The organism is Streptomyces enissocaesilis, assembly GCF_039533765.1.
GTDB lineage: Bacteria > Actinomycetota > Actinomycetes > Streptomycetales > Streptomycetaceae > Streptomyces > Streptomyces enissocaesilis.
In genome coordinates, this window is record NZ_BAAAUD010000018.1 from 41387 (window position 1) to 54434 (window position 13048).

The 13048-nt window shown below is 72.3% G+C and carries 12 protein-coding genes; 8 read left to right on the top strand and 4 right to left on the bottom strand.

Annotated elements, in window-relative coordinates; translation table 11 throughout:
* Position 1: 1 nt before the first annotated feature.
* Positions 2-349 (bottom strand): hypothetical protein, encoded by a 348-nt coding sequence (locus ABD374_RS08645; protein WP_425577166.1) that lies wholly within the window; start codon positions 347-349, stop codon positions 2-4.
* 154 nt (positions 350-503) lie between these two features.
* A complete protein-coding gene (locus ABD374_RS08650; RefSeq protein WP_344493124.1) occupies positions 504-1292 on the bottom strand; it encodes a hypothetical protein in 789 nt (262 codons plus the stop codon).
* Positions 1293-1677: 385 nt separating this feature from the next.
* On the opposite strand from ABD374_RS08650, the gene ABD374_RS08655 reads away from it, so the two are divergent.
* The 4 genes from ABD374_RS08655 (at position 1678) to ABD374_RS08670 (ending at position 5413) form a co-directional block, all read left to right on the top strand.
* Positions 1678-2961, top strand: a complete 1284-nt coding sequence (locus ABD374_RS08655; RefSeq protein ID WP_344493126.1) for a glycosyltransferase family 4 protein — start codon at positions 1678-1680, stop codon at positions 2959-2961.
* Positions 2958-3794 carry a hypothetical protein gene (locus ABD374_RS08660; protein WP_344493128.1) on the top strand — a complete coding sequence of 279 codons (837 nt, stop codon included), beginning with the start codon at positions 2958-2960 and terminating at the stop codon, positions 3792-3794. The genes ABD374_RS08655 and ABD374_RS08660 overlap by 4 nt, the downstream gene beginning before the upstream one ends.
* A 78-nt stretch (positions 3795-3872) precedes the next feature.
* Entirely contained in the window at positions 3873-4847 is a 975-nt protein-coding gene (locus ABD374_RS08665; RefSeq protein WP_344493130.1) for a helix-turn-helix transcriptional regulator, read from the top strand.
* A 350-nt stretch (positions 4848-5197) separates the two neighbouring features.
* The gene (locus ABD374_RS08670) at positions 5198-5413 is read left to right on the top strand and encodes an I78 family peptidase inhibitor (RefSeq protein WP_344493132.1); all 216 of its coding nucleotides are present in this window, start codon (positions 5198-5200) and stop codon (positions 5411-5413) included.
* Between the two features lie 119 nt (positions 5414-5532).
* On the opposite strand, the gene ABD374_RS08675 is transcribed toward ABD374_RS08670, so the two are convergent.
* Positions 5533-6564, bottom strand: coding sequence for a phosphatase PAP2 family protein (locus tag ABD374_RS08675; protein ID WP_344493134.1), 1032 nt, complete (start codon positions 6562-6564; stop codon positions 5533-5535).
* A gap of 432 nt (positions 6565-6996) precedes the next feature.
* Here ABD374_RS08675 and ABD374_RS08680 point away from each other — a divergent pair, with 432 nt between their 5' ends.
* Both ABD374_RS08680 and ABD374_RS08685 read left to right on the top strand, forming a co-directional pair.
* Positions 6997-8748, top strand: coding sequence for an MFS transporter (locus tag ABD374_RS08680; RefSeq protein ID WP_344493137.1), 1752 nt, complete (start codon positions 6997-6999; stop codon positions 8746-8748).
* An 84-nt stretch (positions 8749-8832) separates the two neighbouring features.
* Positions 8833-10032 (top strand): acyl-CoA dehydrogenase family protein, encoded by a 1200-nt coding sequence (locus ABD374_RS08685; protein ID WP_344493139.1) that lies wholly within the window; start codon positions 8833-8835, stop codon positions 10030-10032.
* A 13-nt stretch (positions 10033-10045) separates the two neighbouring features.
* Here the strand turns inward: ABD374_RS08685 and ABD374_RS08690 are convergent, their stop codons facing one another.
* Positions 10046-10486, bottom strand: a complete 441-nt coding sequence (locus ABD374_RS08690) for a cell division protein SepF (protein ID WP_344493141.1) — start codon at positions 10484-10486, stop codon at positions 10046-10048.
* Between the two features lie 302 nt (positions 10487-10788).
* On the opposite strand from ABD374_RS08690, the gene ABD374_RS08695 reads away from it, so the two are divergent.
* Both ABD374_RS08695 and ABD374_RS08700 read left to right on the top strand, forming a co-directional pair.
* Positions 10789-12027, top strand: coding sequence for a DUF5685 family protein (locus ABD374_RS08695; RefSeq protein WP_344493143.1), 1239 nt, complete (start codon positions 10789-10791; stop codon positions 12025-12027).
* 61 nt (positions 12028-12088) lie between these two features.
* A complete protein-coding gene (locus ABD374_RS08700; protein WP_344493145.1) occupies positions 12089-12880 on the top strand; it encodes a DUF1684 domain-containing protein in 792 nt (263 codons plus the stop codon).
* Positions 12881-13048 lie beyond the last annotated feature (168 nt).

The following is a 13048-nucleotide window of genomic DNA, read 5'->3' on the forward strand; positions in this document are numbered from 1 at the left end:
TTCAGATCCCCCGACGGGGAGCGGGCGGCAGTGCTGCCGGGAAGCGGTTCCCGGTGTGCTGCCGCCCGTTGCTGTGGGGGGTGTGGTTGCCGGCGGCGTCGCCGCCGCCGTGGTGACTGCTGCCGGCGCTCTGCCAGAAGCCGCTGTGCCCGCTGTGCGCCCCCTGGCCGGTGCGTCCGGTGGGGCCGGGGCTGCGGTGCACCCCGGTGGTGAAGGCCGTGAAGCCCAGGTGCTCCTCGCCGCTGCGGTCACCGGGCAGGGCCCGGAAGGACCTGCGGTACTCCGAGTAGAGCGCGTCATAGATCGGGGTGTGCGAGTGGTTGGTCTGAGATTCCCGCGAAGGGCGCATCGCGGGAATCTGGCTCTGGTACGGCTGGGGGCGTGGGGGGTCGTATGAGTGCACGTACGTGCCAACGACCCCGGCGCCCGTCGGATGCGGGCCGAGCAGGGGGTCACCTGCTCGGCGGGGGCGTGCGGGGCGCGCCGTCCGGCCGTACGGCCCGTCAGGTGCCGGCCAGCGGCATGGCCGCGGCGGCCAGCACGCCGTCGGCCGCGGCCTTCTCCAGCGCGTTGCGCAGCAGGTCTTCGCGCGGCTGCTGGCCGATGGCGCCGGCGGGCGCGGCGAAGACGAGGACGGTGCTCGACTTGTTGGCCGCCGTCCGCCATCCGTCGGTGACCTGGAGCGGCTGGTGGGCCTGCCACCAGGAGACCTGGTTGCCCCCGCCGGTCCCGGGCTGGAGTACGGCGTGCAGCTGGCCCATGGCGAGCAGGACGGACCAGCCGGGCAGCGCGGCGGGCACCTCGGTCAGGTCGGCGACCGGCTCGAACCCCTGCTCGATGACGAGCGGGAGGAACTCGTCGGTGCTGCCGTCGGAGCCCGGACGGGACACGGGACCGGTCGGCTCGACCACCAGGGCCGGATGCAGCTGGCCGCCGATCAGTACGAGGCCGCTGGTGATCCCGAGCACGGCCTGGTCGGGCGTGCCGGCGTGCTGGGCGCCGGGGAGGTCGGGGCCGCCGCCCGTGATGCTGCGTACGGCGCCCTGGAGCTGCTCCTCGGCCACCTGGACGACCTGCGAGGGGATGCAGGTGGCGTGGGCGAACGCGAGCACGGCGGTCTCGTCCCCGACGAACAGCACGGTGCTGGTGCGTTCCAGTTCGGAGTCGCCCTGGGTACGGCAGGAGGTGCAGTCGTAGCTGCCCGGGGCGTTCTCGCCGGCGAGCAGCCGGTCGGCTTCTTCGTCGCCGATCTCGGCGCGTACGTCGTCGCTGACGTCGAGCATGCGCGGCACGGGGGACTCCTCGGGCTCAGTGCGGGTGCCGGGCGATTCCCGGCTCGTCAAGGAAGACAACGGGCGAGTCGTGGCCGGAGTCACGCGAACAGGCGAACAGAATCGAACCAACCGGCGTGGAGCGGGGAACGGCGCCGGGCGGACGGCTCGAACGCGTCGGTGCCCGGGCGATCGCCGGCCGGCCCCGTCCCGGATTCCCTACCGGCCCTGACGCAGGGAACAGCCGTTTGGTTGCCTCGTTCGCGCTATCGATGTCGCAACCGTATTGGAACGATTTGGCGCGGACCAGACCAATCCTGTTTTGCCCAGTTACAGTCGCTTTCTGAACGATGCTGATAACAAACCACAGCACAGTCCGCGGGAAAACGGGGAGCCACGTCGGCGTATGCACATCTCTTTCCTACTCCACAACGCGTACGGCATCGGCGGCACGATCCGTACGACGTTCAACCTCGCCCAGGCGCTGGCCGAGCAGCACGATGTCGAGATCGTCTCCGTCTTCCGCCACCGCGACGAGCCGGCGCTGGGCGCCCCCGTCGGCGTACGGCTGGACTACCTGGTGGACCACCGGAAGACGAGCCCCGGATACGACGGCCACGACGAGCGGTTCGCACTCCCCGCCAAGGTCTTCCCGGAGAGCGACGGCCGCCACAGGCAGTACAGCCGCCTCACCGACGCCCGGCTCGCCGCGCACCTGAAGACGCTGGAGGCGGACGTCGTCGTCGGCACCCGCCCCGGGCTCAACGTGCACATCACCCGGCAGGCCAGGCGCGGTCCCGTGCGGGTCGGCCAGGAGCACCTCACCCTCGCCGGCCACAGCCACCGGCTGCGCCGCGAACTGAGCCGCCGCTACGGCCTGCTGGACGCCGTCACCACCGTCACCGAAGCCGACGCCCACGCCTACCGCACCCGTCTCAAGCTGCCCGGCGTACGTATCGAGGCCGTGCCCAACAGCGTGCCCGCGCCCGCCGTCGCCCCGGCCGACGCCAGTGCCAAGTGGGTGGTCGCGGCCGGCCGGCTCACCAAGGTCAAGCGGTACGACCTGCTGATCAGGGCCTTCGCGAAGGTCGTCGCCGCCCGTCCCGACTGGCGGCTGCGCATCTACGGCGGCGGGGACGCGAGCGGCAACGAGAAGGACAAGCTGCGCGCCCTCATCAACGAACTCGGGCTCTACAACCACGTCTTCCTGATGGGATCCGCCAACCCCATAGAACCCGAATGGGTCAAGGGCTCGATCGCCGCGGTCACTTCCAGCCACGAGTCCTTCGGCATGACCATCGTTGAAGCGATGCGCTCCGGCCTGCCGGTCGTCTCCACCGACTGCCCGCACGGACCCCGCGAGATCATCGCCGACGGGACCGACGGACGGCTGGTGCCGGTCGGTGACGCCGGCGCGATCGCCGACGCGCTCCTCGGCCTCATCAACGACGACGAGCTGCGACGCGCCATGGGGACGGCCGCGCTCGAGAACTCGGCCCGCTTCGACCCGGGATCCATCGCCGGGCGCCACGAGGCGCTGTTCACCGAACTGGTCTCGCGCGGCGCCCGCGGCCGCTCGCGCAGCCGGGTCCACGAAGCGCTGTACCTCTCCCGGGGGGCGGTACTCGACAGGGCGTACTCCCTCCGCCACAAGGCCGCCTCCGCGCTCCGGAAAGGGCAGACCGCATGACCAGCACCTCCACCCGTACCGAGCCGCCGCGCGCCCACTGCATCGCGGACTCCGCGGGCGGCGTCACCTTCGACATCGTGGGCGACGCGTCGCCGGGTGCGGTGCTCGTACTGCGGCGACGCGGCGGGAAGACGGCCGCGGACGTGCTGCGGCTGCCGCTCACCCCCGCCGGGGAGGGCCGGCTGCGCGCCGTGCTGCCCAGCACGGTCGAGCTGGCCGAGGGCCGCTGGGACGCCTTCACCACCCAGGGGGACGAGGCCGGCGAGCAGCGCATCGAGCCCGGCCGCAGGGATCTGCGCTCGCTCGTCGACCGTGTCCCCGACCCCGGGCGCGCCCAGGTCGCCGTGCGCATCCCGTACCCGACCCTCGACGGCAAGCTCGCGGTGCGCAGCTGGCTGCGCGCGCCGCACGCCGAGGCGGGGACCGTCACCTTCGCGCCCGGCGCGATGACGGTGGAGGGACGGCTGTACGGGACCGGGCTCGGCGAGGGCGCGGCCGTCGAGGCCAGGCTGCGCGGCGTGGAGAAGGACGTGCGCCGGGCTCCGGTGACCGGCCGGGAGGACGGCGCGTTCACCTTCACGCTGGCGTACGAGACGCTGGCCGAGGGGCGTGACGACGAGCAGCGGCTGTGGGACCTGTGGCTGTGCCCGGCCGACGGCTCGCCGGGGATGCGGATCGGGCGCATCCTGGACGACGTCTGGGACAAGAAGACCGTCTTCCGCTACCCGGTGCTGCCGGTCGAGGGTCCCCGGGTGGCCCGGCCGACCACGGCCTACCCGTACTACACCGCCGACAACGACCTCAGCGTGCGTCTCGACACCGCGAAGCAATAAGAGGCAAGAGGAAGCGGGAGCAGGGCGGTCGGTGCTTGAGGACGGTTGCTGTCCTCAAGCACGGGCAGACTCGCCCTCATGTTGGAGACTTCGGCACGTCTGCTGCGCCTGCTCTCGCTGCTCCAGGCCCACCGGGAATGGACGGGGCCCGGCCTGGCCGAACGGCTCGGCGTCACGCCGCGCACCGTGCGCCGCGACGTCGACCGGCTGCGCGAGCTGGGCTACCCCGTCAACGCCAGCCCCGGCACGGGCGGCGGCTACCAGCTCGGCGCCGGCGCCGAACTGCCGCCGCTTCTGCTCGACGACGAGGAGGCCGTGGCCGTCGCGGTCGGCCTGCGCACCGCCGCGGGACAGGGCATCGAGGGCATCGGCGAGACATCCGTACGGGCCCTGGCCAAGCTCGAACAGGTGCTGCCCGGCCGGCTGCGCCGCCGCGTCGGCGCGCTCAACGCCTTCACCGTCCCCATGCTGCGCGGCCCGCAGGCGTCCACCGTCGACGCCTCGGTGCTGACGGAACTGGCCAACGCCTGCCGGGACAGCGAGCGGCTGCGCTTCGAGTACCGCGACCACGGCGGGGCTTCGTCGCGCAGGACGGTGGAGCCGCACCGGCTGGTGTGCACCGAGCGCCGCTGGTACCTCGTCGCCTGGGACCTGGACCGCTCGGACTGGCGTACGTTCCGGGCGGACCGGATCACCCCGGCGCCGCCGCACGGCCCGCGCTTCGCGCCGCGCGACCCCCCGGCCGGGGACCTGGCGGCGTACGTCTCGAAGGGCGTGTCCACCGGGGCGTACGCCGCCACGGCGGTGGTCCGGCTGCGGGTGCCGCTGGAGGAGGCGGCGCAAGTGGTCTCGCCCAGCGCCGGCGCGCTGGAAGCCGTCGACGCGCACAGCTGTCTGCTGCGGACCGGGGCGGCGAGCCTGGACGTGCTGGTCATCCACATCATGCTGATGGGCTTCGACTTCGAGGTGGTCGAGCCGCCGGAACTCACCGAGCGGATCAGGTCGGCGCGTGACCTGCTCGCGCGCGCTCTGGGGTCGGACGCACCGGCGTGACCGGCTCGGCGGTGTCCACCTCCGTCCCGCACCGCGCGGTGCGGATTCTGTGCGGGAACCGTGAATTCGCTACGGACAGTGATCTTTCCCGGCGGGCTCGCGGGCGCAATTGCGGGGAAGCGCCCGCGAAGCTCCGGGAATGAATTCTGAACCTGTTATCGGGTGATCATTCGTGAGGAGCGCAATTCGCATCCCGACGCGCGGCACGGTCCTTTCGGGTGAAGGAGTTCATGCCAAACGCCTGTCGTGATCCTGTGACACAAGCGTGACCGCTGAGGCGTCTGGGACGGTGACACACGGCTCGGGCCACGGGCTTCCCTCCCCGCCCCCGGCGGCCTACGGTGAGTCTCATGGCATCCGTACCGACCCCTTCCGCACAGCCCGACGACGCCCCCGAGTCCTACGTCGGCCTCGACGCGGCCGACGCGGAGCGGCTGGCCCGGGACCGGGGCTGGAGCACCGTCAGGGCGCTGCCGCCCGGCTCGATCATCACCATGGAATACGTGGCGGGGCGCCTCAACTTCGAAGTCGAGAAGGGCGCCGTCATCCGCTGCTGGCAGGGCTGACCGCAGACACGCGAAGGGCCCGGACACGGCGAGGGCCCCGGCCGGCTCCAGGGGAGTCGGCCGGGGCCCTCGCGTGCGGGGGAGGCTGTGCGTACCGTCCCCGCGGGTCCTGCGGCGGGTCAGCCGCCGGCCACCGGCCGGGGCGACGACCCGGGACGGGCCGCGCCCGCACGGTCGGCGTGCGGCGGGCGGCGACTGCCGACCGGTGTGACCGGGGTCCGCTCCGAACGGGCCGTGTGCGGCCGCGGCGTGAGGTGACCGGTGGTCCTGGCGCCCGTGGCGCGGCCGCCGCCCCCGCTGCCCGCCCCCACCGGCTCGCGGGCCGGCTTCTCGTTCGGGGCGGCGGGGTGACGGTCCGCGAAGGGCGCCGGCGCCAGGCGGCCGCCGGCCGGAGCGGGCTGCGCGGCGCCGAGCCTGCGACGTCCGCGCCAGGCCGCGCGCACCGCGAAGACCCAGGCCTCGGTGCGGCCGATCAACGGCTCGAACCAGGGCAGGCTCAGCAGGATCAGCAGCCCCGCGGCCCAGCCGAGGAGCACATCGCTCAGCCAGTGGGTGCCCAGGTAGACGGTGGTCGCGCCGACGCCCAGCGCGACGACGGCGGAGAGCACCGACAGATGGCGCCGGGCCCGCGGGGTGGTGGCCAGGTAGGCCAGGATGCCCCAGGTCACCACGGCGTTCGCGGTGTGGCCGGAAGGAAATATATCGCCGCCCGCGAACATCTCGGCCGAGCCGATCTCCGTCGCGTAGTGCGGGCCGAGGCGGCCGAGCCCCAGCTTGACCGCGCCCACCGTGACGTTCAGCAGGAGGAGCGCGGCGCCCAGTGCCAGCAGCGGGCGCAGCGTGTGCTGGCGCCAGGAGCGCCAGCCGAGCCAGGCCGCCACCATCACGGCGGTGGGCCCGCGCTGGCCGAGCACCACGAAGTAGTCGAGGAAGGGATGGAGTTCCGGCCATTGCTCGTACGGCCGGAACAGCATCACCTTCCAGTCGAGAGCCACGAGCCAGGACGTGATCAGCACGGCCCAGACGATGGCGATGTAGAACGCCAGCGTCGAACCGAAGAGGACCGTACGGGTACGGCTCATCCCGGGGATCTCTATCTTCGGCGGCTCCGGTTCCCGGTCCAGCCGGGCAAAGATTCGGTCGGTACGCACTGAATCGACGTTACAGCGGGTGAGTGACAAGCCCGGCCCATCCGGCATCTTTGTGATGACGATGTGATGTGGGGTGCGTCTCATCGGGGAGTTTATCCCGGCCGTCCCAGGAAAGTGGAGCGGCCTTGTGTCCTATTCATTCGGAGGGTCGCGCGCAAGAGTGAATGTGCGTCGGCGAATTCGGTTCACCGGAACTCAACGCGGAATTTCCCGCCCGCTCATGAAGGGATCAAGATCAAAAACCGACCCCGCCGCGTGGCGCACGCCACACCGCGCCCTCCGCCCCGATGAGAGGTGCACCACGTGGCACGTGTGGGAACTCGCGTAATCTGACGGCTCGCTCGCCCGTCGATGCCGGGCCCCGCGGAGGCGTTGGACACGCCGTCCCCGCCGGTCCGCCGAGCGCGAGGGATTCCACGGGGAGGTACGTACATGTCAGGGACGACCACGGCCGGAACGCAACGGTCTGCGGACGCCCCCCGGCATCGGCCGGACCTGACGGCCGTCGCCGGCAACCGCTGGGCCGTACTGGTCGTCCTGTGCGCCAGTCTCCTGCTGGTCGCCCTCGACGCGACGATCCTGCACATCGCCGTCCCGGCCGTCTCCGAGGACCTGCGCCCCGACGCGATGGAACTGCTCTGGATCGTCGACGCCTATCCGCTGGTCTGCGCCTCGCTGTTGATCCTCTTCGGCACGCTCGGCGACCGCGTCGGCCGCCGTCGAGTCCTGCTGCTCGGTTACGGGCTCTTCGGTGCCGCGTCCGCGCTCGCCGCCTTCGCCGACACCCCGCACGTCCTCGTCGCGGCCCGCGCCCTGCTCGGCGTCGGCGGAGCGATGATCATGCCCGCGACGCTCTCGATACTCCGTCACGCCTTCCCCGACCGGCGCGAACGCGCCGCCGCCATCGGCATCTGGACCGCGGTCGCGGCCATGGGCGCCGCCGCCGGGCCGGTGCTCGGCGGCTTCCTCATCCAGCACTTCTGGTGGGGGTCGGTCTTCCTCGTCAACATCCCACTGATCGCGCTGATCCTGCCGGCCGGCCGGCGGCTGCTGCCCGAATCCCGGGGGAGCGGCCAGGGGCCCTGGGACGTGCTCGGCGCGCTGATGGCGGCGGCCGGTGTGCTGGGCGTGGTCCTCGGCGTGAAGCGGGCGGGCGCAGGCGAGGGGATCGCCGACGTCGGGACGCTGCTGCCGCTGCTCGTCGGCTCCGTACTGCTCGTCCTCTTCGTACGGCGGCAGAGGACGCGGGCGCATCCGCTCATCGACGTGACGATGTTCGCCAGGCCCGCCTTCTCCACCTCCGTCGGATGCATCGTCCTGGCGATGCTGGCGCTGGTCGGCCTGGAGCTGATAGCCGTCCAGTACCTCCAGCTGGTGCTCGGACTGAGCCCGCTGGAGACCGGGCTGCGGCTGCTGCCGCTGACCTTCGCCGCGATGGCGGCCGGTGCCACCGGTTCGTACACCCTCCAGCGGCTCGGCCCGCGCGCCATGGTGTCGTTCGGCTTCGCGCTGACCGCCGCGGCCGTTCTCGTACTGACCCTGATGGGACAGCACGACCGGCCCGCACTCCTGGCCGTCGGCTTCGTACTGCTCGGTTTCGGGCTCCAGACCACGCTCTTCGGTGCGTACGAGTCGATGCTCAGCGAGGCCCCGGCCGAGCACGCGGGCGGCGCCGCCGCCATCGGCGAGACCTCCTACCAGCTCGGCGCCGGCCTGGGCATCGCGTTGCTCGGCAGCGTCATGAACGCCGCCTACGCGCCCGGGGTCACCGCGATCCCCGGGGTCTCCCCGGCGGACAGCGCGGGCGCGGCGAACTCGCTCGGCGAGGCGTACACGGTCGCGTCCCGGCTCGGCGGAGCCGCCGGTGACGCGGTGCGTTCCACGGCACGGCACGCCTTCGTCCACGGTCTGCACGTGACGCTCTTCGTCAGCGCGGGCCTGCTGCTGCTCGGGGCGCTGGCCGCGCTGAGACTGCCGGGGCCGGTGGAGTGCGGGGCGCGCGGACCGGAGAAACCTGAGAAACCGGGGAAGGGGACGGACCGCCCGGCGCCGGACGCCCGGGTACCCGGCCGGCAGCAGTCCGGTCCGCAGCACCCCGGTCACCAGGAAGCCGGCCCCCGGGTGAAGGTCCCGGCGCGCCGGGAGTCCCGGGAACGGGCCGGGTCTGGACGGGCCGCGCGCTGACCCCGTAACGTCGGCGGCGAACAGTAACTAACACTGCTAGTTTTGCGCAGCACCGTGAGCCGAGCAGCCGCCGGAGGGCCAGGAATGTCCGTCACTTCGAAGCTTCAGCAGCTTCCGTCGTTCGACCCCGCCGACCCGATCGGCATCGACGACCTGCTGGCACCCGAGGACCTCGCGATCCGCGGGACCGTACGGTCCTGGGCCGCCGACCGCGTCCTGCCGCACATCGCCGACTGGTACGAGCGCGGCGAACTCCCCGGCATCCGCGAACTGGCCCGCGAGCTCGGCTCGATCGGAGCCCTCGGCATGTCCCTGGAGGGTTACGGCTGCGCGGGCGCGTCCGCCGTCCAGTACGGCCTGGCCTGCCTGGAGCTGGAGGCCGCCGACTCCGGCATCCGCTCGCTGGTCTCCGTACAGGGCTCGCTCGCCATGTACGCGATCCACCGCTTCGGCTCCGAGGAGCAGAAGCGGCGCTGGCTGCCCGGCATGGCCGCGGGCGAGATCATCGGCTGCTTCGGGCTGACCGAGCCCGACCACGGTTCCGACCCGGCCGGGATGCGGACGTACGCCAAGAAGGACGGCGGCGACTGGGTCCTGACGGGCCGCAAGATGTGGATCACGAACGGGTCGGTGGCGGGCGTCGCCGTCGTCTGGGCGCAGACCGACGACGGCATGCGCGGCTTCGTCGTGCCGACCGACGCCCCCGGCTTCTCGGCGCCCGAGATCACGCACAAGTGGTCGCTGCGCGCCTCGGTCACCAGCGAGCTGGTCCTGGACGAGGTACGGCTGCCCGCCGACGCCGTCCTCCCGGACGTCACCGGTCTCAAGGGGCCGCTGAGCTGTCTGAGCCACGCGCGGTACGGAATCGTGTGGGGCGCGATGGGAGCGGCCCGCGCCAGCTTCGAGGCCGCGCTCGACTACGCGAGGACCCGCGAGCAGTTCGGAAAGCCGATCGGCGGGTTCCAGCTGACCCAGGCCAAGCTCGCCGACATGGCGGTCGAACTCCACAAGGGCATCCTGCTCGCCCACCACCTGGGGCGGCGCATGGACGCGGGGCGCCTGCGGCCCGAACAGGTCAGCTTCGGCAAGCTCAACAACGTGCGCGAAGCGATCGAGATCTGCCGTACGAGCAGGACGATCCTCGGGGCCAACGGCATCTCGCTGGAGTACCCGGTGATGCGGCACGCGACGAACCTCGAATCGGTGCTCACCTACGAGGGCACCGTCGAGATGCACCAGCTCGTACTGGGCAAGGCGCTCACCGGCCTGGACGCCTTCCGGTGAGCGGCCCCGCCCATCAGCTCTGGTTGAAGAAACCGTTCGTGTCGCGGCCCGCGGCCTCGCCGCTGACGACCTCGGTGTCGGCGGGGCTCAGCAGGAAGACCCGGGTCGCGACACGCTCGATCGAACCGCGCAGACCGAAGGTGAGACCGGCGGCGAAGTCCACGATGCGCTTGGCGTCGGAGGGCTCCATGGACGTGAGGTTCATGATGACCGGGACGCCGTCCCGGAAGAGCTCGCCGATGGCACGCGCGTCCCGGAAGCCGTCCGGAGTGACCGTGGCGATCCTGGGGCCCTTGTCCCCGGACGGTTCGGAGGCCACCCGGACCCGCGGGTCCGTGACCCAGGGCTCGGCTGTCTCGTTGTTTCCCTCGGCGTACTCGTCGTCGTAGTAGCGGTCGTCGTCGCTGTCCTCGACGAGTCCGAGCCAGGCACTGGCCTTGCGTACCGATCCCATGGGACGCCTCCTTTCACCGCGGTCGTGTCTGTGTTCCGCTCCCCCTATGGTCGTCCATCATGCGGATTACGCGCCAAGTGGATAGTCGCCGCGCAGGTGATTCGTGACGGTACTGGTGCAGAACTTGTGGCGATTCGTCAAGGTTCCCACCGCGTAAGGCTGCTGACAGGGTGAAAAATAGGACCGTCGGGCCACATGGGTGACGAGGGGGACGGACGGGTGAACAGATGCCCGCTCCGGCCCCCTCGAACCACCTCGATACGATGCGGGGCGCACCGTCGAACGACACCTTGGGGAACGCCGTGTTCGGAATCGTCAGGCCCTGCAGCCACCGGCTCCCGGCGGGACTCAGAACCGAGTGGATGGCCCATCTCTGCGGGCTCTGCCTGGCACTTCGCGGTGACCACGGGCAGCTCGCCAGGGTCGTCACCAACTACGACGGGCTCATCGTCTCGGTCCTGACGGAGGCTCAGTCCGAACGCGTCACGGGGTGGCGGCGCACCGCCGGGCCCTGCCCGCTGCGCGCGATGCGGACCGCGCCCGTCGCCCAGGGCGAAGGGGCCAGGCTCGCGGCGGCCGTCTCGCTGGTCCTGGCTTCCGCGAAGGTACGGGACCACGTCGCCGACCGGGACGGGGTGTTGGCGCGCAGGCCGGTGGCCGCGGCCGCGCGCCGGGTGGCCGCCGGCTGGGACCGGGCGGGCGCGCGTACGGGCGCCTCCCTGGGCTTCGACACCGCGCTGCTCGTCGACGCGGTCGACCGCCAGGCCGGCATCGAGGCGCTGGCGGGCCCCGGCACCTCCGTCCTCGCGGTCACCGAACCGGCCGAGACGGCGACCGCGGCGGCCTTCGCGCACACCGCCGTACTCGCCGGGAAACCGCAGAACGCGGCGCCGCTCGCGGAGGCGGGGCGCCTCTTCGGGAGGCTCGCGCATCTGCTGGACGCCGTGGAGGACCAGCGGGCTGACGCCGCGTCGGGTGCGTGGAACCCGCTCACCGCGACCGGCACCGGGCTCGCCGAGGCGCGCCGGCTGTGCGACGACGCGGTGCACGGCGTACGGCTGGCGCTGCGCGACACGCAGTTCACGGATGCCGAGCTGGCGCACGTCCTGCTGACGCACGAGCTGGAGCGGTCGGTGGACCGGGCTTTCGGGACGACGGCCTGCGGTCACCAGGGGCAGGCGCAGGCGTACGGGACGCCGCCGCCCCTGTCCGGGAACGGCGGCGGGGGACCGTACGGCTCGAACAATCCCTACGGCGGCGGCCCCGGGACGCCCGGTGGCGGCCCCGGTGGTCCTGGTGGCCACGGCGGTCCCGGTGGCCCCGGCGGAATGCCGCCCGGGTTCACGGGCGAGCCGCGCAGGCCCGGCAGGAGGGGCTTCTGGGCCGGGTGCGCGGTCGCGGTCGGGCTGTGCTGCACCTGCAAGTGGTGCTGTGCTTCGGAGTACGAAGGGCCCTGGTCCAGGAAGAAGCGCGAGGGCTGCTGCCACAAGTGCGAGTGCGAGAACTGGACCTGCCACTGCAACTGCGACTGCTGCGACTGAGGACACCGGCGGCGTCCCGGGCTCCCCGTGCCCGCAGCGCCCGTGTGGAAAAGTCGGGTGCATGAGCACAGACCCCCGGCAGGACTGGCAGCACTGGCACGAGCAGCGCGTCGAGACGGTCTCCGGACCGTACGGTCCGCTCTCGCTCACCGGCACCCACTGGCTCTCCGATTACCCGGAAGGTCGAATTCCGGACGTACCGGGGAGGTGGACGGCCGACGGCGAGGAGGTGGTCCTGACCGCCGCGCCCGAGGACGGGATCACCGTCGACGGGCAGCCGCTCACCGGTGGGGCCAGGCTGACCGCGGACACCGGGCCGATCCCGGAGTCCCGCGTCGCGGCCGGCGGCCGGCGGCTGGTCGTGCTGCGCCGCGAAGGGCTGTGGGCGGTCCGTGTCTTCGATCCCCGGTCACCGGCGCGGCGCGCCTTCGCGGGCCTGGACGTGACACCGTACGACGCGAAGTGGGTGCTCCAGGGCCGCTTCCGTCCGTACGGGGAAGGGCGTACCACCCTCCGGGTCGAGAACGCGGACGGGCGCGAGCGCGGGCTGGGACTCGCCGGGGAGATCGCCTTCGCGATCGACGGCGTCGAGTACACGCTTCAGGTCGCGGTCGAGGGCGACGGTTCGCTCTGGGCGGTCTTCGCCGACGCGACCAGCGGGGGCAGTACGTATCGCTTCCGCTTCCTGCGGCCGCCGGCGCCCGCGGCCGACTCCACGGTGACCGTCGACTTCAACCGGGCGCTGCTGCCGCCGTGCGCGTTCGCCGACCACTTCGTCTGCCCGTTCCCGCCGCCGGGCAACACCTTGCCGGTGCCGGTCCCGGCGGGGGAGAGGAACCGGATCGACCGCTGACCCGTCCCAGCCCCGGAGCGGCGCCCACGGAGCGGCATCACGCGGAACGTCGCGCCGGACACCGCGCGGCCCCGTCGGCCCCAGCGCTGCCGGCGCCGTCTGCCGTGGTGTCCGGTCGGCCGAAAGGCGCCCTTGCGCGGGCAGGTTGACGCCCCGAATACTCCCGAA

Coding starts and splice junctions, on each gene's coding strand:
- ABD374_RS08645 (WP_425577166.1), bottom strand. CDS start 349: ATGCGCCCTTCGCGGGAATCTCAGACCAACCACTCGCACACCCCGATC.
- ABD374_RS08655 (WP_344493126.1), top strand. CDS start 1,678: ATGCACATCTCTTTCCTACTCCACAACGCGTACGGCATCGGCGGCACG.
- ABD374_RS08660 (WP_344493128.1), top strand. CDS start 2,958: ATGACCAGCACCTCCACCCGTACCGAGCCGCCGCGCGCCCACTGCATC.
- ABD374_RS08665 (WP_344493130.1), top strand. CDS start 3,873: ATGTTGGAGACTTCGGCACGTCTGCTGCGCCTGCTCTCGCTGCTCCAG.
- ABD374_RS08670 (WP_344493132.1), top strand. CDS start 5,198: ATGGCATCCGTACCGACCCCTTCCGCACAGCCCGACGACGCCCCCGAG.
- ABD374_RS08680 (WP_344493137.1), top strand. CDS start 6,997: ATGTCAGGGACGACCACGGCCGGAACGCAACGGTCTGCGGACGCCCCC.
- ABD374_RS08685 (WP_344493139.1), top strand. CDS start 8,833: ATGTCCGTCACTTCGAAGCTTCAGCAGCTTCCGTCGTTCGACCCCGCC.
- ABD374_RS08690 (WP_344493141.1), bottom strand. CDS start 10,486: ATGGGATCGGTACGCAAGGCCAGTGCCTGGCTCGGACTCGTCGAGGAC.
- ABD374_RS08700 (WP_344493145.1), top strand. CDS start 12,089: ATGAGCACAGACCCCCGGCAGGACTGGCAGCACTGGCACGAGCAGCGC.